General features: G+C 70.3%; 17 protein-coding genes and 1 CRISPR repeat array. Of the genes, 7 read left to right on the plus strand and 10 right to left on the minus strand.

Annotated elements, in window-relative coordinates:
• Nucleotides 1–80 precede the first annotated feature (80 nt).
• The 7 genes from cas2e to casA all read right to left on the minus strand — a co-directional run bounded on the left by cas2e (nucleotide 81) and on the right by casA (nucleotide 9,487).
• Nucleotides 81–431, minus strand: coding sequence for a type I-E CRISPR-associated endoribonuclease Cas2e (cas2e, locus tag OG892_RS18980; RefSeq protein ID WP_073733405.1), 351 nt, complete (start codon nucleotides 429–431; stop codon nucleotides 81–83).
• Nucleotides 428–1,411 carry a type I-E CRISPR-associated endonuclease Cas1e gene (gene cas1e, locus OG892_RS18985; protein WP_371629777.1) on the minus strand — a complete coding sequence of 328 codons (984 nt, stop codon included), beginning with the start codon at nucleotides 1,409–1,411 and terminating at the stop codon, nucleotides 428–430. Before cas1e ends, cas2e begins: the two co-directional genes overlap by 4 nt.
• A gap of 9 nt (nucleotides 1,412–1,420) precedes the next feature.
• The gene (gene cas6e, locus OG892_RS18990; protein ID WP_371629778.1) at nucleotides 1,421–2,152 is read right to left on the minus strand and encodes a type I-E CRISPR-associated protein Cas6/Cse3/CasE; all 732 of its coding nucleotides are present in this window, start codon (nucleotides 2,150–2,152) and stop codon (nucleotides 1,421–1,423) included.
• Between the two features lies 1 nt (nucleotide 2,153).
• Nucleotides 2,154–2,906: a type I-E CRISPR-associated protein Cas5/CasD gene (gene cas5e, locus OG892_RS18995; RefSeq protein ID WP_371629779.1), complete on the minus strand. Its 753-nt coding sequence runs from the start codon at nucleotides 2,904–2,906 to the stop codon at nucleotides 2,154–2,156.
• Nucleotides 2,907–4,127, minus strand: a complete 1,221-nt coding sequence (gene cas7e / locus OG892_RS19000) for a type I-E CRISPR-associated protein Cas7/Cse4/CasC (protein WP_371629780.1) — start codon at nucleotides 4,125–4,127, stop codon at nucleotides 2,907–2,909. It abuts the gene before it with no gap.
• An 84-nt stretch (nucleotides 4,128–4,211) separates the two neighbouring features.
• A complete protein-coding gene (casB, locus tag OG892_RS19005) occupies nucleotides 4,212–4,874 on the minus strand; it encodes a type I-E CRISPR-associated protein Cse2/CasB (RefSeq protein WP_371629781.1) in 663 nt (220 codons plus the stop codon).
• On the minus strand, nucleotides 4,871–9,487 hold the full coding sequence (gene casA, locus OG892_RS19010) for a type I-E CRISPR-associated protein Cse1/CasA (RefSeq protein ID WP_371629782.1): 4,617 nt from the start codon (nucleotides 9,485–9,487) through the stop codon (nucleotides 4,871–4,873). Before casA ends, casB begins: the two co-directional genes overlap by 4 nt.
• 1,223 nt (nucleotides 9,488–10,710) lie before the next feature.
• On the opposite strand from casA, the gene OG892_RS19015 reads away from it, so the two are divergent.
• The 6 genes from OG892_RS19015 to OG892_RS19040 all read left to right on the plus strand — a co-directional run bounded on the left by OG892_RS19015 (nucleotide 10,711) and on the right by OG892_RS19040 (nucleotide 16,010).
• Nucleotides 10,711–11,961, plus strand: a complete 1,251-nt coding sequence (locus OG892_RS19015) for a helix-turn-helix domain-containing protein (protein WP_073733399.1) — start codon at nucleotides 10,711–10,713, stop codon at nucleotides 11,959–11,961.
• Between the two features lie 128 nt (nucleotides 11,962–12,089).
• Nucleotides 12,090–12,275 carry a hypothetical protein gene (locus tag OG892_RS19020; RefSeq protein WP_242436531.1) on the plus strand — a complete coding sequence of 62 codons (186 nt, stop codon included), beginning with the start codon at nucleotides 12,090–12,092 and terminating at the stop codon, nucleotides 12,273–12,275.
• Nucleotides 12,272–12,508: a hypothetical protein gene (locus OG892_RS19025; protein WP_143195041.1), complete on the plus strand. Its 237-nt coding sequence runs from the start codon at nucleotides 12,272–12,274 to the stop codon at nucleotides 12,506–12,508. Before OG892_RS19020 ends, OG892_RS19025 begins: the two co-directional genes overlap by 4 nt.
• Complete coding sequence (locus OG892_RS19030; RefSeq protein WP_199884298.1) at nucleotides 12,505–12,666, plus strand: hypothetical protein; 162 nt, start codon at nucleotides 12,505–12,507, stop codon at nucleotides 12,664–12,666. The genes OG892_RS19025 and OG892_RS19030 overlap by 4 nt, the downstream gene beginning before the upstream one ends.
• A gap of 62 nt (nucleotides 12,667–12,728) precedes the next feature.
• A CRISPR array of direct repeats spans nucleotides 12,729–13,917; the repeat unit is 29 nt; unit sequence GGGTTCATCCCCGCACGCGCGGGGAGCAG.
• A 333-nt stretch (nucleotides 13,918–14,250) separates the two neighbouring features.
• Nucleotides 14,251–14,721 (plus strand): cation:proton antiporter regulatory subunit, encoded by a 471-nt coding sequence (locus OG892_RS19035; protein ID WP_024492051.1) that lies wholly within the window; start codon nucleotides 14,251–14,253, stop codon nucleotides 14,719–14,721.
• A gap of 2 nt (nucleotides 14,722–14,723) precedes the next feature.
• Nucleotides 14,724–16,010, plus strand: a complete 1,287-nt coding sequence (locus OG892_RS19040; RefSeq protein WP_371629783.1) for a cation:proton antiporter — start codon at nucleotides 14,724–14,726, stop codon at nucleotides 16,008–16,010.
• Nucleotides 16,011–16,018: 8 nt separating this feature from the next.
• On the opposite strand, the gene OG892_RS19045 is transcribed toward OG892_RS19040, so the two are convergent.
• Nucleotides 16,019–16,579: a MarR family winged helix-turn-helix transcriptional regulator gene (locus OG892_RS19045; RefSeq protein WP_073733395.1), complete on the minus strand. Its 561-nt coding sequence runs from the start codon at nucleotides 16,577–16,579 to the stop codon at nucleotides 16,019–16,021.
• Between the two features lie 183 nt (nucleotides 16,580–16,762).
• Between OG892_RS19045 and OG892_RS19050 the strand changes: the two genes are divergently transcribed.
• Entirely contained in the window at nucleotides 16,763–17,200 is a 438-nt protein-coding gene (locus OG892_RS19050) for a nitroreductase family deazaflavin-dependent oxidoreductase (protein ID WP_371631654.1), read from the plus strand.
• A gap of 15 nt (nucleotides 17,201–17,215) precedes the next feature.
• Here the strand turns inward: OG892_RS19050 and OG892_RS19055 are convergent, their stop codons facing one another.
• Nucleotides 17,216–18,712, minus strand: coding sequence for an MFS transporter (locus tag OG892_RS19055; protein WP_073733393.1), 1,497 nt, complete (start codon nucleotides 18,710–18,712; stop codon nucleotides 17,216–17,218).
• Nucleotides 18,713–18,860: 148 nt separating this feature from the next.
• On the minus strand, nucleotides 18,861–19,946 hold the full coding sequence (locus tag OG892_RS19060) for a PucR family transcriptional regulator (RefSeq protein WP_371629784.1): 1,086 nt from the start codon (nucleotides 19,944–19,946) through the stop codon (nucleotides 18,861–18,863).
• Nucleotides 19,947–20,003 lie beyond the last annotated feature (57 nt).

Below are 20,003 nucleotides of genomic sequence, written 5' to 3' on the forward strand. Positions count from 1 at the left end.
TCGACAGGCGCAGGCAGCGAAGGATGACCGCGCTGGAACCGGGTTCGAGCAGCCTCCGCGAAGGAGACGTCTCGCCGCCTTCAACGCCCCCCGAACCGCCGCCGCTTCGCGGCCTTGCTCCAGCCCTTGGTGGGTGGTGACTGAGCGGGCGGCGGTCTGTCCTTCGGGCGGAGAATCAACGTGAGGCCCTCGTGGTCCACCGGGTGCCACTTGTGGTCGTGGGTCTCGAAGGCGTACCCCTGCTCGCTGTTGTCGCTGTACGCAAGGAGGGCTCGCCCTTGGCCCGAATACTGCCTGACCTCCGCCCACAGCGCCTGCCGCACGCGTGTGGAGGGGCCGCCGATGAAGACGCCCGGGGAGATTTCCAGGAGCCAGCGCGTGAGGAAACCGCGCAGGGCCATCGGGCAGTTGGTGAGGACAATGACCGTCACCAGATGACGCCCTCATCGTAATTACGCCCGGCGCTGAGCTCCGTTCCACCGTCCGACTGCAGCATCACCTGATCTCGTGATTCTTCGTCGCCTACATCAGCATCAGCACCAGCACCGGTTCCAGAACCGCTCCCGGCCCCGAGGAGTTGCTTGATGTCGGTGACCACGCGGTCCATCAGGCCCGTACGGTTCGCGGCGTCCCGCAAGGCGCGTCGGGTTCGGGGGCCGATGTCTTCAGGGCCCTCGGCCGCGGCGTCGAACGCGACCGGGATGCCGATTTCTGTCTTGTAGAGGTCGGCTATGTCCAGCACGAAGGACAGCTCGTGGCCGGAGTGGACGAACCCGAGGCCCGGAGCGCATCCGAGAGCGGCCACGACGGCGTGGGCGATTCCGTACATGCACTGGGCCGACGCGGTGATCGCCTGGTTGGGCGCGTCGCCGGATGCGAAGTCGCCCGGAGTGTAGTGACGGCCGTGCCAGGGGACGCCGGTGCGGGCAGACTCCTTGCGGTAGCAGGCTTTGACGCGCGTGCCCTCGTGTCCGAGCAGTTCGTGACGGGTCAGGCGGGACGGGTCCTCGTCCGGGAAGCGCAGCCGGTACATGTCGCGGGCGACCGCCAGGCGCCGGCGCTGGTTCGCCCACGCCGTGGCTTGAGCCTGCACCAGGGCGGAGGAGCGGGTGAGGGCACGCCCGCCCGCGTAGAAGCGGACTCCGTGTTCACCGACCCACACCACGCCCGCTCCGCATTCGCCGAGGACGCTCATGGCCTGATGGGTGATCCGGGTTCCGGGGCCGAGGAGGAGCGTTCCGATGGTCGCGGACGGAATGTGCCTCGTGCCCTCCGCGTCCTCGGCGGTGATGGCGTGCGCGTCACGGTGCACGACGCACCGTTCCAGATAGACGAAGGACAGCCGGTCCCCCACCCTGCTCAGTTCACGCGGTGAGGAGAGCTTGCGAGCGCCCAGCGATGGAGAGGTCATGGTCGGCCCTCACACCACCGGAGCAAGGGTCATCAGTCCGCAGCCGTAAGCCTTCGCCTTGCCCAGTCCGGACGCCAGCCTCAGGCGGAAGACCTCGGGGTCGGTCACCCGTAGTCGGCCCTGGTACGTCACGGCGGCGATCCGTACGGCGTTCCTGCCCGCCGCCGCGGAACTGTCCTTGCCCGTCGACGAACTCTTCTTGCTGAATGACAGCCCCCGGGCCCCGCCCACCGCCAGCTCGTACTCGTCCCCCCGCTCCAGGCGACGGGCTTCCGGCGCCTTCTCCACGATGGCGAAGCCACCCCGGTCCTGCTGCTTGAGCAGCCACTCGATCTGGTAGCGAGGTGTCCGATGCGCAGTGCGTTTCGTCGGCTCGCCCTCCTTGCGACGGATGCTGTGCACCGGGTTGGCCGTGAGCCGGAACGCCCAGACGCTGTCGGCGGACAGCCCGGTCAGGAAGGTGGCGTAGTCGTACGTCGACCAGCCCCGGGGCTCCGCCGTCGGCCAGCCCGCCTGCTCCACCAGATGTGTCAGATCCGGCCTGGCCGGGCTGGTGATGTACAGCAGCACCTCGGCCGCCGAGTTGTAGTCGATCCGCCAGAGCACCCGTGGCCCTCCATCGGGTGTGGGGGGTGCCTCGGGGAAGGAAGACATCACCGCCGCGTGCAGCATCTGTGGTGACGTCAGCAGTCGCCGGGCACCGGTCCTCGCCGCGTTGAAGCGAAAGCGCGTGAGGTACATGTCAGGCACCGTCCCTGTCCAGCGGAGTGAGGTGGCCCACCGGATCGTGCGAGGCGAGGGCCGCCCGCTCGTTCCTCCGGTCGGCACGGGGGTTGGAAACCGTCACCGTTCGCGCGACCACTCCTCGCAGCCCGTACCGCCGGTGACGCGGGTCGAAGCTGATCGGCTGGTCCCGTACCGCATCGCCCGGCCCCTCCGCACCGTCGTCATCGGGCCCGGCTTCCAGGAGCACTGTGAGGTCGACGGACTCGTCCTTGCGCCGCCGTCGGCAGTACCAGTCGGACGCCTGCCACTCGTGGGCGGCCAGCGTCGCGGCAAGCTCGGCTCCGGGATGCAGCCCGAGATCGATGTTGCGGCTCGGCGGGCATGACCTCCGGCCGAGGAAGGGCAGGAAGACGGGGTTACGCACGGCTGCGAGCAGGTGGACGAGCAGGTCCTCGTCGCCCTCCAGGCCCGCGACGAACACCGCGTCCGCGAGGTAGAAGCGTTCGGACACCGGCATGGACTTGCCCGTGTCGTCGTGGTGCGCGGTCTGGAAGTCCCGGATACGGGTGCCCGGCTGGTCGATGCGTACGCCGAAGCGCAACGCGGCCAGGTCGGAGACGTCGCTGTCTCTGGGGCGCCCGAGCGCCGCCGCCAGCAGTCCGACCACTCCGCTCTTCGTGGGCGCCGAATCCGTGGTGCGGCGCGAGAAACGGGCCGAAGAGCCCCAGGCCTGGAGCGGACCGGCGAGCCGGAGGGTCAGGACGCCCATTCAGACGCCGCCCAGCCGGTCGCCGACAGCCGCACCAACCGACTCGACGAGCTGGGCCAGGGTGACCTCTGTACCCAGGCCCGCCAGCGCGTCCGTGACTGATCCGACCCGCACGACCCACGTGCTCGTGTCCTTCTCGGCTCCGTACGCCGACTCGACACCGGGCACGTACGAGGCGAGCGCCGCGCATGCCTCCTCGACATGGCCTCCCGTGCCCTTCGCGACCACGGGCGCCTCGAAGGCCCCGGCGAAGCTGATCGGGCGGGACGTCCGCAGCTTCACCACGACGGCGTCGGGGAGAGTGTGGTTGCCGAACGTGTTGATCTTGCCGGTGGGGAGGGAGGTGATGAAGCCCTCCAGGAACGCCTCGACGGCCCTCCGTACCGGCTCGGTCGCGGGGCTCCCGTCCTTCGAGCCCGCTCCGAGGTTGTCGTACAGCCGGTCCACATCGACCGCGGCGTAGCGGTAGAGGGTGCTGGAGTTGAAGTCGACGGTGCCGATCATTCCGGCCCCTGACTCGTCGGAGGCGTTTCTGTCATCCACAGCCGTGAAGTAGTCGGACTCGGTCTCCACCGCATGCACCCCGATCGCGTGAGCGACCTGGGCGGCCGCGTCCACATTGATGTCGGTGGTGTCCGCGACCATGCGGCCGAAGAGCCCGATGTCAACGGAGTGGCTGCTGTTGGCAAGAGCCTTGGCCCTGGCCTTCCTCTCCTTGTTCTTGAAGAACTCCTTGGCCTGCTCGCCCGACCGCAGCCCTTCGACCGCCAGGCCCGCCAGGGCGTCGAGCTGACGGGCGCTCAAGAACAGAAGATAGGAAGACTCCGGTGCCGGCTCCGAAGCCTCCTCCCCGTCCCCGGCCGCTCCCTTGGCCGCACTCGCCTTGCGCTTGGGAGCCTCGACCTTGGTGCCGGTCGCCGCGACGACCGTTTCCGCGGCGAAGGCGAGCACCTTCTCCCTCTGGTCGCTCAGCGTCTCGTCCTGGGCGATCATCCGCTCGGCCAGCGCCTCGGCCACCTTCCGGGTGCGCACACCCAGCTCGCCGGGGTCGAGGAGGTTCCGGAACGCCGTCCGGGTGGCCCGCTTCCACGCCTGGCTGGAGACGCGGGAGCGCCGGACGCCCCCGTACACCGCGGATTTCGGCGATCCGGTGTCATCCCGGTTCAGGTTGCTGGGCGGAACGGTCTGGAGGATGTGCACGTCGAGAATGGTGCGGCTCACGAAGGGTCCTTGTCGGTCGTGCGGGTGATCCGGCGGTGGAGCGCCCGGCGGGCAGAGGCGATGTTGCGGGGTTCCTGGAGCGCGTTACGGGGCGTCTTCCTCGGGCTTGACCGGCCCGTGCGAGTGGAAGCTCCGACCCCATGCGCGATGCACCTCGGCCCGGCCTCCCGGCCACTGCCAGGCGTACAGCTGCGAGGCCAACTTCCCGTAGTCCATGGCGATGTCGTCGCGCCGCAGCAGCAGTACGAGTTCGCGCAGGCGCGTGGCCAGGGCGTCGATGGACGTCGCTGTGCCGGCGCGTACGAACCGCTTGCGGATGGGCTCGTCCATCGCGGCGTCGGGCATCAGCTTGCGGACGGCCTTGCCGAGGCCAGGGCCGTCCTTGATGTGCATGTCCGCCGTGTGGTGCCCCTGTTGATGCAGTGCCCACAGGGTGACGGCCATGTGGACCGCGCTCTCGGCACGCTCCGCGTCCTCCTCGCGCCATCCTCGTACGTACAGTGCTTCGGCCCCGATGAGACCCCAGAGATCAGGGATCTCACCGGCCGGCTTCCCGGCACCCCGCCTGATGCGTGCCACGGTGGCGACAGCCTCCGAGCGGTCCTCCCGGTATCCCCACTGCAGGCGTGAGACATGGGAGTGCACCGTCTCGTTGATCAGGGCTGCGGCGGACGGGGGTTCTTTCTGTACGGGGGCGGGGGCGGGGGCGTCGGTCGACGCGCCGCTCCCTCGTTGGTCCGCGCTCACGCCGTCTCCTCCACCAAATCCTCTTCGCTGACCGGACCTTGTGATGTGCTGCCACGCGGCGCGGGGATCGGAAGGGCCCTGGGCAGTGCCTTGGCCAACCGGATCCGAAACCACTTGTCGGCGCTCGTGTCGTCGAACCACTGAGGGCCCTTGCCCAGGTCCAGCACTCGGCCCTCCCACGCGGCGGTGGTCACGGAATCCAGCAGATCGTCGCCCAGATCCCTGATGATCCGGCCCACCCGCCTCTGCCACGCCTCACGCTCGCGCGCCGGGTCGTCGCTCTCCCCGAGCCGCCGCAGCCAGAGCCTGTAGGGGCCGTCCAGCTCGCCGTATCCCCGTTCGCGGGCCGCATCCCGGTGCGCCTCGTGGTCGGATCCGGCCGCTCGGGCGAGGTCGGCCGCGAGGTCACCCAGCGCTCTCACCGCGAGGTCCGCGTCTCCCACCGCGTCGACGGCCGCAACGGCGTACCGCTTGTCCTGCGCGTGCAGAAGGACGACGGGCATGGTGACGCCGTCGTCGATCAACTCGTCGATCACCGACTGCTGCGTTCCGTATCGCGCCCCGACGATGCGCGTCCTGAAGAGGAAGCGGCTCGGCAGGGCCTGCTCGTAGACCAGTCGTGCCATCCAGGTCAGCAGGCCCGGCCGGAGAAAGGCTGCCGGCTCCCCGCTCTGCGCTCCGCCCTTCCCCGGCACGTTCTGGAGAAGGCCGGCCAGTCCACGCCAGGCACCGCGTGCGGGGTCGTGCTCGCGGGGCATGTAGACGCGCGCCAGTCCGTGCTTCTTCTCCTGCGCCTCGCTGCGCCGCCACCCCGTCATGGGCTCCAGCAGCTGCTTGTTCCTCGACACGATGGGGTCCCCGTAGCCGAGCACGACGCCGTACACACCGGTGTCGTCGTGGTGCAGACGCACCCTCCGCGTCTGCCAGGTGTAGAGATCCCGGGGGCCGGAGGGCCGGGAGGCGAGGTTCAGCGGCGACTCCGCGCCCGGTCCGCAGGGTTCGCGGCACCATGCCGGAGTGTCGTCGTCCCTGAAACGCAAGGTGGAGTGGTCGGGGGCTACGAGGTTGAGGAGCAGCGATTCACGCAGGTTCGCCCCCTCCGCCATCACCCCGCCCAGGTTGCCCGCCCAGCCGACTCCCTGCGGATAGACCTTTCCGCCCTTGACCCGGTCGTCGCCCGCCATGCCGGACTTGATGCCCGACGTGTCGAAGGCATGGGTGTGGACCAGCCATCTGGCGGCCTCGGCGAAACCGAGGCGCTCCGCCTCGGGCATGCGCATGCTGAAGAAGGGGTCGCCGTTGGGGACGTCGGCCACGATGCGGTTCAGGGAGAAGACTTCGTCCTTCTCCGTGTGCAACCCGGCGACCTGGAAGAAGGGCTGGTGCGGATGCAGCAGGTCGAAGCGTGCACGATGCCGCTCCAGATAGGCCGGTATGGCCTCGAAGGCGTCCTCGCTCTCCCAGAGATCCGCCCAGTCCTCGACGTCGTCCGGCCCGTCCACGGCGTCGTGCAGAATCGCCAACAACAGTCTGAGCAGGGCGAATTCCTGCGTCGGTACGTCACCCACCAGCCGCCGCAGACTGCTTGCCTGGGCGAACACGTCCAGCAGCGACAGCTCAGCAGTCGTGCCGTCGACCCGCTGAACCGGCAGCCACGGGCGTGACACCAGATCAAACGACGGCACGTGCTCCACCAGCCTTACGTCGAGGGCGCCGGGGCGCCCCACCCTGAGTCCGTGAGTACTGCTGTACTCGATCTCATAGCCTGCCAGTTGGGTCTGACAGTGCTCGTCGAGCTCCAGAATCAGCTCCCCGGCCAGCCACGGACACTCCTTCGCCTGCCAGGCCGGAATCAGCAGCTCCTCCAGCTCGTCGATGGCCCGGTCCAGGACCCACGGCTTCGAGAAGTGGAACGGCAGCCGCATCGAGCTCAAGGCGAGGGCCCTTGCCGCCCTCGGCGGCGGAACCGCATCGGCGGGCAGCTCCAGCCCCCCGCGCCCCCGGTCGAGCCAGGGAACCGTGGTCAGTGAACCGTCCGACTGCCGCTGGACGACCAGTACTTCAAGGCTCTCCTCACTGTCCCTGACCTGGGCGCGGCCGGCCCGGGAGTCGTCGGCGTCGCCCACCCCCGCGTCGATCCAGCCGATCACCGGCCGCCCCGGCTTGCGGACCCGGTCCAGCCGGTAGACCTCCGCCTCGGTCTGTTGCTCCGCACGGCGGGTCCGGTGCTCCAGATCTGCGGCGGCCATCGCCTCCGCCCAGCTCGCCGGGCCGATCGGCTGATCTCCGTACGCCGTCTGGACGAGCTGGAGGATGTCCTGCGGAAGGCTCAGCGTGCTGCCCTGCGTGTGCAGGTACGGGCGGAGCACGGCGAGGGACCGCAGCAGGGTGTGCCGTCCGTATACCCGCTCCGAACCCCGGACCGGTTCGGGCGGTTTGCCGTTCCAGTCAACCCCCGTGACCAGGCACCGGGCCCGGCGCAGGGCCGGCGGCCGTTGGTTCTGGCCGGGACCCCGCTGGTGCCGGTGCAGGCGCCCCATCCGCTGGAGCATGAGGTCCACGGGACAGAGATCGGTGACCAGGAGGTCGAAATCGACGTCAAGGGACTGCTCCGCGACCTGGCTCGCCACGACGATGTGCGGTCTCGGCCCACTCGGACGATCGCCGTCCGGACCGAAGAGTCTCAGGAGCCTCGCGTCCAGCGCGGCCCGGTCCAGGTCCATGAAGCGGGAGTGTGCGACGGTGACGTCCGCCGTGCCGCCGAAGCGGGCGCGCAGCCGTTCCGCCGTCTCCAGCACCCGGTCGACGGTGTTCCGTACGACGAGTGCGCAGCCGCCGCCGGACAGCGCGTCGGCCAAGGTGTCGCCGAGCACGGACACATCGTCGCCGAGCGGTTCGAGCAGGACGTCCGTACTCCGGTCAGCTGCCGCCGGCGGGCACTCGGTCAGTGGCGCGCTGCCCGGCGCGACGGCCGTCAGCAGCGGATATCCCTGCGCGGCGGTGGCGTTGTCGGAGGTTCCCTCCGGAGAGGTGTCCCCCGTGTACGCCCGGATCAGATCCCGACGCGTGGCGGCGGGCAGGGTCGCGGACAGTACGACGACGGGCACCCTGTAACTGCCCAGCCAGGACAGCACCCGCTCCAGGTAGACGTTCATGTAGGCGTCTGAAGCGTGGGCTTCGTCAATCACGACGACCTTGCCCGCCAGCGCGAGATGGCGCAGCGCCAGGTGGCGGCTCTTGAGCCCGGCGAACAGGAGTTGGTCGATCGTCCCGACCGCGAACGACGAGAGCATTCCCTTCTTGCGGCCTCGCAGCCACTGGTGGGCTATCAGCTCGGCCGAACCGGGCCCGGCGTCCTTCGATGCCCTCCGGACACCGTCCGGCCCGTCCACGTCCACGGCCCGGACGCCACCCGCTCCGCCTGCACGCACCAGGCCCATGTACTCATCGTTCAGCGCGGCATTGGCGTGTGCGAGGAAGACCGAGTGGCGCTCGGCGCACGGAAGATGGTCCAGCCACTTCAGGAGGCGCGGGAACATGGCGTTGCCCGTCGCCCGGGTCGGCAGGGCGACGAAGCACCCGCCGGCCCCGCTGCGGGCCGCGAATATCTCCACCGCGGCGAGGGCCGCCTCGGTCTTGCCCTCCCCCATCGGTGCCTCGATCACCATCAGCCCCGGCTCGGGAAGGGCACGCGCGAGCCGTACGGCGGCTTCCTGCACCGGCCGGATCTCGGCCCCGCCCGGCAGGTCGAACCGCGTTGCGTACAACTCGGCCGGCGTCCCTTCCGGCTCTGCGGGCTCCCACGGGCCGGGCAGGTCAAGTCCGCGCCAGGCGGCGGCAATCCGTTCGTCCGGGGTACGGGGCGCGTCTTCGGGAAAGTACGGAAAGAGGTCGGGATTGCTCGCGATCCAGTCGGAGACGATGACGAGGGCCGTCAGCAGCACCTGCACGGTCTGCGGCAGCTTCACCGAGCGCCAGGCGTCAAGTCGTTCACGTACGCCGTAAGCCTCCGCACAGGCATCAAGCAACTCGTCCTGCACACCGCGCCAAAGCGCCTCGCTCGGCCCCGGAGTGCGCAGCAGCTCGGGGTGCCTGTCGAGATCGTGGATCTGCGCGTACCCGGGTGGCACTCCGTGGTGCCCACCGGCCACCACCGCGAACTGCCCGGCCGCGCGCACCGTCCACCCGTGCCGCTCCACGAGCCATTCCTGCATCAGAAACTGCCCGGCCAGCCCGTGCGGCGCCAAACGCCGGTCGTCCCCCCACTGCTTCTGGTGCGGCATGTCCAGCCCGGCCCTGCGCATGCCGTTGGCGAGCCCATCGACCTGGCAGGCGAAGGCGGGCGTCGCCTTCCCGATGTCGTGCGTGGCAGCGAGCCAGACGACGAGGCGGCGGGCGTCGTCCGGGTGCGGGACCGCGTCAACAATCTGCTGCCGGATCAGGCGGGGAACCCACTCGTCCCAGAGGAGGCCGGCGACAGCCGCGCTGTCGGACATGTGCTGCCACAGGGGCAACCAGCCTTCGGTGGAGTGGTCGTGCTTGGCCCACACCGTACGAGCGGGCGCGGTCAACGCCGAGCTGGGGAGGGGGCGTATCCGGCTTGCGTGGGACATGGGGCCATTGAATACAGCTCGGCGTTCGAATGTGTCCGGTCTTATGATTCCACACCTTGGAGGGTGGGCTTGCGGTAATGAGCGGGGCCGCTCCCAGGGACTTGAGAAGTCGGCCGCATCGGTGTCAGGGTTGGGCGAATGCGCCGATTGGACTGGATGCCCGATTCGGCAACTTGGGACTGCTCCCGTCGCAACATAGGCTGGACTCTCCGTTGGGCTCGCCACCCCTGGCGAGTTGCGCTGCGGGTGCAGGTCGACTTCGACCCTCAGTTCCCCACGCGTGTGGGGATGTCCCCTGTATGGACTCCCGATGCGCGTCATCCAACGCTTGCTCCCCGCGCACGCGGGGGTAAACCGTCGCAGCTGGACTACACCGACGATCCGTACACGGTTCCCCCGTGCGCGCACGGGGGAACCGTGTACGGATGCCCAGCCCCTGCACTCAGTCTGCATCAGCTTCAACTGTATGGACTAGCGATGGTTGACCAGGACTTCCCAACAGGAGTGCACCAAAGACGCCTCGCGTCGGGTCCTGCGCGTGTAGGGTCGCGAAGTACCCCAGGAGGACGGGTAGTTGGGCTGGCTCCTGCGCCAGTCCTGACGAGGACCCTTGTCCATCCGCCTCCACGGCAAGCCACTCTGCAGAACGGAATGAGTCATGCCCGCAACACATGGAACCGCGGCCGCACAGTCGGAGTTCGACCAGCCGTTCACCCGACAGCTCTTACTGACAGTCATTGGAGCTGGTGCCGGTTCGATGTCCCCAATTGACCCAGGGATTCGCGTGGTCGTAGTCATCGTCGTACTGATCATTTTCGGTCGCTCACTACGAGGCAGCCGCAACGGAGTTCGCGGATGACACCTGCGAGGCTCCAGAGGTTGCCTCGACTCAAAGAGGGCACACCTGATCGGGGGACGCGGCTGAGCATTTACACCGCACGGGCCGAGGCGTCGCCCCCGGCCCGTCGGTGCTACGCGGCGAGAAGGGCATCTGAGGCGCGACCGGTGCGGCGGGAAAAGCAGAGCAGACAGGCGTGACTGGGCTAACGGGACCAGCGGGCAAACCTGCCCGGCGGGATGGCCATGTGGACGTGGTGCAGGCCCCTGTCCAGCCTTCTGTCGTGGGGGCGTCTGACTGCGTTCCGGATCACGTGACGGGCCACACAGAAAGGGCCTTGCCCCATACCCTGACAGTGACGAGCTGTTCAGAGAGGGGCAAGGCCATGCCAGATGATGCTACCCCGGACCCTTACGCCGATCCGATCGCATTCGGCCAACGCATGCAGATCCTCCGTACGAAGCGGGGCATGTCGCGGCCGGTCGTGGCAGGGCTGCTGGGGATGTCGCAGTCGTGGGTGAAGCAAGTCGAGACGGGACAGATCGGTATGCCGAAGCTTCCCGTGATCCTGCGCATCGCCGAGTTGCTGCGCGTCCGCGACCTTTCGGACCTGACCGGCGACCAGTCCACCCCCGTCGATCTGTTCATCGGGCCGGGCCACTCACGGCTGCCGGAGGTGCGGGCGGCGGTGAATGCCTTGTCGCTGAGCGCGGACCGGCAGGCGCCGCCGGCCGAACACGTAGCGGCTCGACTGGCGAAGGCGTGGCAGGCACGGCACCGCGCGCCGAACCACCGCGAGGTGCTGGGCGAGCTACTACCGGGGCTGATCGGGGACGCGCAGTTGACGGTGCGGCAGGCGGAGACAGCGGCTGAGCGGCGGGTGGGGCAGGCCATCCTGTCCGAGGTGTACAGCCTCAGCCAGTTCTTCGTGGCCTACCAGCCGGACAGTGCCCTGCTGTGGCGGGTGGCCGAGCGTGGCATGGTCGCGGCGCAGGAGTCCGAGGATCCGCACGCGATCGGTGTTGCGGCGTGGCTGGCCGCACAGGCACACCGCGACAGTGGGCCCGCGCACTTCGACGCGGCCGACGCCATGACGATGGAGGCCCTAAATTTCATACAGCGGTTCCTCCCAGCCGCCGACGACCGCACGATCGCCATTGCAGGCGCCCTCCAATTCGAGGCGGGGTATACGGCGGCCCGGCGAGGGGCGAAGGGCGAGGCGTGGCGGTGGTGGGACAAGGCGAACGCCACCGCGGCCCGGCTGTCACCCGGCTACTACCACCCAGTTACGTCGTTCTCCACCGCCATCATGGGCGCCCACGCCGTGACCGTGGCCGTGGAGCTGCGGGCTGGCGGGGAGTCAGTGCGGCAGGCAATCGACGCAGACAGCACAGCGATCCCGTCACGGCCGCGCCTGGCCCGACACCGCATCGAGGAGGCCCGCGCGTATCAGCTGGACGGGCAGCCTGAGACGGCCCTAGCCACGCTGGAGCGCGCCCACCGAGCAGCCCCGGAGACGATCCGCTACAACGGGTACGCCCGCCGGATCGTGCTGGAGGAGACGGAGTCCCGAGTGCCAGCTCGCCGCCAGCGTGCCGCGGCCCTGGCCGAGCAAATCGGACTACTCGCGGCGTAGTTCGAACCCGTGAGCGAGGGACAGGAATCCTGCCCCTCGCCTGCGCTGCCCGCTCGTACCGTCGGGATACCGACCGCCGACGAGCCGAGGATGCCGTGATCGTGAGAGCACTACCACCAGTCAGCACCTTGACCGAGCAGCAGTCCCGTGGTTGGCGCTGCATCTGGTGCGACCACCCCCTCGTGTCCGGGCTGGACGTCGACCTGGGCGAGCAGCGCACGCACCCGGCCGACGGAGCCGCGTACAGCTGGTTCCCCCGGGCATGCGCGGACACCGCGACCTGCGCGGCCCAGGCCACGCGGGCGAGCACATGAGCCTGGTGATGCGGTTCGTGGAGTGGACGATCGGCGCTCCCCGCGGCGAGGCACCGCAGACCGTCATCCTGATCCGCTGCCTCACCCCGGGCTGCGGCGAGGAGTCCGAGCCGAGCCGCTCACACATCACCCCTGACACCTGGGCGCTGAAGCACGCCGGGCGGATGAGGCACACCGAGTACGAAGAGGTCGCCCGCTGCCGCCTCGCCGCCACCCCCAAGGAGGCCGGGTGATCTGCGACCGCTGCGACCAGCTGATGCGGCCGGACGAAGCCGAGCAGATCTATATCGACGCGGCCTCGGGCGCCGGGGCCACGGTCAACGTCCACAGGGTGCTGTGCACCAGGTCGCGGACGCACCCACAGTCGTACCCGCAGCGCCCGGTTCGCTGATCTCCCGCCCGTACCCGAGGCCGGCAGCGGCCCTGGCGGGCCTGATCCCGAACGAGGCGCAAGGGTTCATCCCTGCGTGCGCGGGGAGCAGCCCATCCGCACCTCGTACTTGGTGCCCTGGAGGGGTTCATCCCCGCACGCGCGGGGAGCAGAGGGGTCCGGTGCCAGCCCGGCCCCTCTATGCGGGTTCATCCCCGCACGCGCGGGGAGCAGGCCGTCGAGCCCGTGAGGCGGGGCGCGAGGACGGGTTCATCCCCGCACGCGCGGGGAGCAGGGCTGCGACTTTTTCAGCCCCTCCACGAGACCGGGTTCATCCCCGCACGCGCGGGGAGCAGCTCGGCCAGCTCGGAGCAGCTCTCACCACCGCGGGTTCATCCCCGCACGCGCGGGGAGCAGGCCGCGCGGATCGACACGAACATGCGGAAGTCGGGTTCATCCCCGCACGCGCGGGGAGCAGGAGCACGACCATGAGTCGCGTGTTCGATTCTTGGGTTCATCCCCGCACGCGCGGGGAGCAGTTCGGCGCCACCTTCAACACGACCGGGATGCAGGGTTCATCCCCGCACGCGCGGGGAGCAGCGGAATGGACTGACATGGCGACCGATTCTGACGGGTTCATCCCCGCACGCGCGGGGAGCAGCGAAGACCACGCCGTGCGACGTCTTCCCGCTCGGGTTCATCCCCGCACGCGCGGGGAGCAGTACACGCCATCGCCCTCGGCCGAACCGGAGACGGGTTCATCCCCGCACGCGCGGGGAGCAGCGTACGGACACCGGGGCGCGCACGACCTTGATGGGTTCATCCCCGCACGCGCGGGGAGCAGCTCGCCAGCTTCGTGCCGCCGGACCTGCGCAAGGGTTCATCCCCGCACGCGCGGGGAGCAGACCCGCTACCGCGTCGAGGACGCCGACGGGACGGGTTCATCCCCGCACGCGCGGGGAGCAGTTCGGGTCGGCGGGACTGGGAGCGGTGAGCTTGGGTTCATCCCCGCACGCGCGGGGAGCAGAACTCGGCGCGTCGCGACGGGCGACGCGCCGAGGGTTCATCCCCGCACGCGCGGGGAGCAGGTGGTAGGTGCATATATCTGAGGTGGGACCCTAGGGTTCATCCCCGCACGCGCGGGGAGCAGGGCGGCGCCGAGTTCACCGATCGCGCCACCCTGGGTTCATCCCCGCACGCGCGGGGAGCAGTACGACTCGGTGTTCACGCGGGTGCGGGTGCTGGGTTCATCCCCGCACGCGCGGGGAGCAGACTGCCTGACCTCGGGTTCTCTGGCCGCATCCTGCCATTTCGAAGCAGCTTCGTGAAGTCCGGCATACACAGGCAAATCACCCAGCACTAACCCGGACCCGCGCTGCCCCCCCCAGCCGCGCTCCGCCGCCGCACCGCCCGCCCGTGGCGCCAAAGAGCAAAAGGTGCCCCGAAGGGAACCGCCTGCCGGAGAGTGAGGCGCACCGAGCGAGCCGTCCGCCCCCGGGCGAAACGCGAACCCGAAGACCCCATCAAGGGTCCGGTTAGGGTAATGCGGGACTAAAGAGATCACCAAGTGCGTTTCGTAAGCGTCGCGCTCCTCGGGAGGAAGTCATGGGAACCCACCGCACCACGCTGCCCGGAGTCGGAGTGCAGTACGACTACACCACCGAGACGGGCCAGCACATCTCCGTCGTCGTGCATCACGACGGGCGGCGGTTCATCGGGTTCTACGACCAGGACGATCCTGATTCGTGCCGGCTCTCCGTACCCCTGACTCCACAGGAGGCCACCGGGCTCGCGCACCTCATCGATGCCGCGCCGATCGACGCCGTGCGGACCGAGGGGATCGATCTGGTCACCGAGCACATACCGCTCGGGACGCGGTCGCCGTACGGCGGGCGGTTGCTCGGGGACACCCGGGCTCGGACCCGGACCGGGGCCTCGATCGTGGCGGTGTTGCGTACGCACAGTGCGCATCCGTCGCCGGGGCCGGACTTCCGGCTGGCCATCGGGGACACGCTTGTCGTCGTCGGTACGCGCGAGGGCGTGGACACGCTCTCCGAGATTATTGCGGAGGGCTGACCGTGCACGACACGACCGCACTGCTGGTGGAGTTCGGCTCCGTCATTCTGGGGCTCGGCATCATCGGCCGGTTCGCCGGCCGAATAGGCCTCTCCTCGATCCCCCTCTATCTGCTGGCCGGACTCGCCTTCGGTGACGGTGGGCTGCTGCCGCTCGGCGCGAGTGAGGAGTTCACCGCTGTCGGCGCCGAGATCGGCGTCATTCTGCTGCTGCTCCTGCTGGGGCTCGAGTACAGCGCCAGTGAACTCGTCACCAGTCTGAAGACGCAGTATCCGTCCGGGGCCGTGGACTTCGTGCTCAACGCCACCCCCGGTGCCGTCGCCGCGCTGCTGCTCGGCTGGGGGCCCGTGGGGGCGGTGGCTCTGGCCGGGGTCACCTGGATCTCGTCGTCCGGGGTGATCGCCAAGGTCCTCGCGGATCTGGGGCGGCTCGGCAACCGGGAGACGCCCGTCATCCTCGGGGTGCTCGTCATCGAGGACCTGTCGATGGCCGTCTACCTGCCGCTGCTCACCGCGATGCTCGCGGGCGTGGGCTTCGCCGGCGGCAGCATCGCGCTGCTCGTCGCGCTCGGCACCGTCGGCTTCGTGCTCTACCTCGCGCTGCGGCACGGGCGGCTGATCAGCCGGGCCGTGTCCTCCGACAATCCCGAGCTGCTGCTGCTCGTCGTGCTCGGGCTGACCGTGCTGGTCGCCGGGGTCGCCCAGCAGTTGCAGGTGTCCGCGGCCGTCGGGGCGTTCCTCGTCGGCATCGCGCTGTCCGGCGAGGTCGCGGAGGGGGCGCGCAAGCTGCTGACCCCGTTGCGGGATCTCTTCGCCGCCGTCTTCTTCGTGTTCTTCGGGCTCTCCACCAACCCCGCGGAGATCCCGCCGGTGCTCCTCCCGGCCGCGCTGCTGGCCATCGTCACCGTCTTCACCAAGATCGCCACCGGCTGGTACGCGGCACGGCGGGCCGGCATCGGTTCGCGCGGGCGCTGGCGGGCGGGCGGCACGCTCGTCGCCCGGGGCGAGTTCTCCATCGTCATTGCCGGTCTGGCCGTGGCCACCGAGCCGCGCATCGGCCCCATCGCCACCGCGTACGTCCTGATCCTCGTCATCGTCGGCCCGCTCACCGCCCGCTGGACGCAGCCGATCGTCGAGAAGATCCAGGAGTGGCGGGGCGGCAGCGGGGACAAGCCCGCCGCATCGTCCAGCGGTAGCGGCGGCGGTAGCGGTAGCGGAAGCAGCAGCAGCGACACCGTTCCTGCCGCGCGGGTGCCCCTGCCGCAGGAGGAGCTCGCTCAGACCGACTGAGCGCGGCGTCAGCCGTCCTGGGCGGCGGGCAGGTCGGGCAGCCAGCCCAGCGGGTACGCGTCCGCGCCGCCCCCGGGAACGGCCGGCTCGCCGCCCGCCGCGGTGAACGCCGTCAGCGCCTCGATCAGCGCGGACCGCTGCTCCGGGGCGAGGCGCTCGACGATCGAGGCGATCTCCCGGCGGCGGCCGGCCGTGACGTCCTCGACCAGCTGGAGCCCCTCCGGGGTCACCCGCAGTGCCGTCTCCCGGCGGTTGGCCGGGTTGACCTGCCGTTCGGCCAGACCGGCGACAATCAGCCGGTCCAGCATGCGCATCGCGGTCGACGGATTGACGCCGAGGCGCTCGGCCAGCGAGACCAGCTTGGCGTCCCCGTGGGTGGCCAGGACCACGAGCAGGCGGAACTGCGGCAGCGTCACCCGGTCCTCGACCGCCGCCAGCGACCGGGCCGAAACGGCCACCAGCAGTCTCGACGCGGTCAGCACCGCCCGCGTCACCGCGTCGACGTCGTCCCTGCCGGGGGTGGACGGGGCGGACGGTCGTTTCTCAGATGCCTGTTCGTGCGCGGCCATGCCCCTTTGTACCGCGCCGGACCGCGTACCCCCACTGCGGGAGTCCCGCCCGCGACGGTGGCGTAGATCTTGTCACTGCGCAACGTTTGCACAGTGACACATCAATCCGCAGATTCGTCCGTGCCCCGGCGCCCGGCACCGCCGGCCGGCTGGCGGCGTACCGTCGCCCGGCTTCCGGTCCATATGTTCCGGGCCGGGCTCGGGCCGTTGTTCCGGGGGCGGCTGCTGCTCCTCGTCCACACCGGGCGCACCTCGGGACAGCCGCGCCGGACCGCCGTCGAGGTGGTCGAGTCCGCGACGGTGGACGGCCGGCGGAGCTGGACCGTGGCGTCCGGATACGGGCCCGCCGCCGACTGGTACCGCAACCTGCGCCGTACGCCGCAGGCCACCGTGCAGATCGGCCGCCGGTTCCACGCGGTGACGGCGGCAGAGCTGCCGGCCGGGGAGGGCGGCGAGCTGATGGTGCGGTACGCGCCCCGGCATCCCCGGGTCGCCCGGCGGCTCTGCGCGTACCTGGGGTTCACGGTCGACGGCAGCGCGGAGGGCTACCGGGCCGTGGGCGAGTCCATTCCGTTCGTACGCCTCACCGAGGGCGCCCCGGCCGGCCGCGGCGACCGCTGAGGGCCGGAGCCGGGGTCAGGTCCGTGCCGGTTCGGGTTCCTCCACCGGGTGGGGCCGCGGAACGCCCCGGCGGTAGAGGATCACCGTGACCAGGAAGCCGACGGCGAAGAAGCCCGCGGACCACCAGTACGCGGTGGTGTAGCTGTCCAGCTGGGACTGGGCGATCGCGGCCGGGGTCGGACGGCGGCCGACCAGGTAGTTGGTGGCCGCGGTGGTGGCCAGGGTGTTCAGCAGCGCCGTGCCGATGGAGCCGCCCACCTGCTGGCTGGTGTTGACCATCGCGGAGGCCACCCCGGCGTCCCGGGCGGAAACCCCGGCGGTCGCCAGGTTCATCGCGGTCGCGAAGATCATGCCCAGCCCGAGCCCCAGGCAGATCAGCGGGGGCAGCACGTGGGCCGCGTAGGTGCTGTTCAGGTCCAGCGCGGTCAGCCACACCATGCCGGCCGCCGCGAGACCCATGCCGAGCGGCACGATCGGTTTGGCGCCGACCCGTGGCACCAGGACGTTCGTCGTCGTCACGGACGTCACGATCATGACGGCGATCATCGGCAGGAACGCGAGGCCTGTGCTGACCGGCGAGTAGAACAGGCTCTTCTGCAGGAAGTACGTGAGGAACAGGAACACCCCGAACAGGCCGCCACCGGAGATGAACATCGCGAGGAACGACGCGGCCCGGTCCCGGTCCAGCACCACCCGCATCGGCAGCAGCGGATGCGCGGCCCTGGTCTGCCACCACGCGAACGCGGCGACGAGCGCCGCACCGGCCACCAGGAACCCCCAGACGTCCGGCGAACTCCACGGATGGGTCTCCGCCCTGGAGAATCCGAACACGATGCAGAAGAGGCCCGCCGAGACCAGCACGGTCCCCGGGATGTCGAGCTTCGGGCGGTCGACGGGCGCCCCGGCGGTGAGCAGCCGCCAGCCGCCGAGGAACGCGACGGCCGCGAACAGCAGGTTCACGTACAGGCACCAGCGCCAGTCCAGGTACTCGGTGAGCACCCCGCCGAGCAGCAGCCCCACCGCGCCGCCCGCCCCCGCGATGGCCCCGTAGATACCGAAGGCCTTGGCCCGCTCCTTCGGGACGGTGAACGTCGTGGTGAGCAGGGAGAGCGCGGCCGGCGCCAGCAGCGCGCCGAACATGCCCTGGAGGGCGCGGGCCAGCACCAGGACCTCGAAGCTCGGGGCGGCGCCGCCGATCGCGGAGGCCACCGCGAAGCCGACCAGTCCGACCAGGAACACCACCCGGCGGCCGACCAGGTCCGCGATCCGGCCGCCGAGCAGCAGCAGCGAGCCGAAGGCGAGGGCGTACGCCGTCACGATCCACTGGCGGTTGCCGTCGCTGAAGCCGAGGTCCTGCTGCGCGGAGGGCAGCGCGATGTTCACGATCGTCGCGTCGAGCACCACCATCAGCTGGGCGAGCCCGATCACTCCCAGCACCCACCACCGGTGGGACGAACCGCGCCCCTCCCCCTTCTCGGCAGGTTCCTGCGGCTGACGTGCGTGTCGGGCCATGGTGCGGATCTCCCTCGTTGCGCACACCGCCGGAATCCCCCGAATGATCACGCTAGGCGGAGGCCGGCCCGACCGCATGCGGAGAGGGCCGCCGGGGGTCGTCCTGCCCCGGGCCCGGCACGGCCGGGAGGGAGGCGGCCGCAGGGGCTCACACCTCCTTCGCGGGCCAGTCCAGCAGCCGGGCCCCGATCACCGCCGTCTGCAGGGTGTAGCGGTGCATCGGGTCGGAGGGGTCGGAGCCGGTCAGCTGGTGGATGCGCTCCAGCCGGTAGGTGAGGGCGCGCACGCTCAGCGCGAGCCGCCGTGCCGTCTCGGCGGCGACGCAGCCCGACTCGAAGTACACGGACAACGTCTTCAGCAGCGGTTCCGCCCCGCCCCGGGCCTCCTGGAGCGGCCCCAGCTCGCTGCGCACCAGGTCGGACATCGCCTGTCTGTCCCGGGTCAGCACCGGGTAGACCAGCAGATCGGCGGAGTACAGCACCGGGTCGTCCAGGTCCATCCGGTCGGCCAGGTCAAGGGCGTCGAGCGCCTCGTCGTACGACTGGACCACGCCACCGGGGCCCCGGTGGGCGCGGCCGACGGCGACCCGGCCGCCGTCCGTCGCCGCGTGCGCCTGCTTGGCGAAGTACCTCAGGACGTCGGGCTGGCTGCCCGGCGCGATGCATATCAGCCGTCCGTCCTTCGTCGTGATGAGGATCTTCCGGCCGCTGAACCGGGCCAGCAGCGCCGACTCCACCTGCCGGGGCACGGCATCCGTCTCGGTGTACGCCTCCGGGCCCGCCGCCACCGCCACCGCGTGGGCGCGCGAGAGCCGCAGCCCGAAGCGCGTGGCCCGCTCCGCGAGCCGGCCGAGGTCGCTGCGCCCGTACAGCAGGTCGTCGATGAACTCGCGGCGGGCCGCCTCCTCCCGCCGCACGGTGAGCCGCTGGGCCCGCTCGAAGCCCTCCGCGAACGCGTCGACCGCCTGTTCCGCCGCGGCCAGCACGCACTCCGTGACCGCCGCCACGGTCGCCGCCGTGGCGCCGGGAGCGGCGCCCGGCCAGGCGGTGCGGGTCTCGGCCAGGTGCATGCGGACCAGGGCGCGCAGCTGGTGTCCCGCCTCCGCGGCCTGCCTGCCCAGGGACCGGCGGATCTCCAGCTCCTCCCGGGTGAGCCGCCGCCCGGTGACGGCCACATCGCCCAGGATCCGGGCGTAGCCCTCCAGAAAGCTGTCGGGAATCTCCGGCTCAGGCACGGCCCGCCTCCAGTTCTGCTCGTTGCTGACATTTACCCAACGCGTACGGCCCGGTGC

The sequence above is a fragment of the Streptomyces sp. NBC_00341 genome (genome assembly GCF_041435055.1).
Taxonomy (GTDB): Bacteria; Actinomycetota; Actinomycetes; order Streptomycetales; family Streptomycetaceae; genus Streptomyces.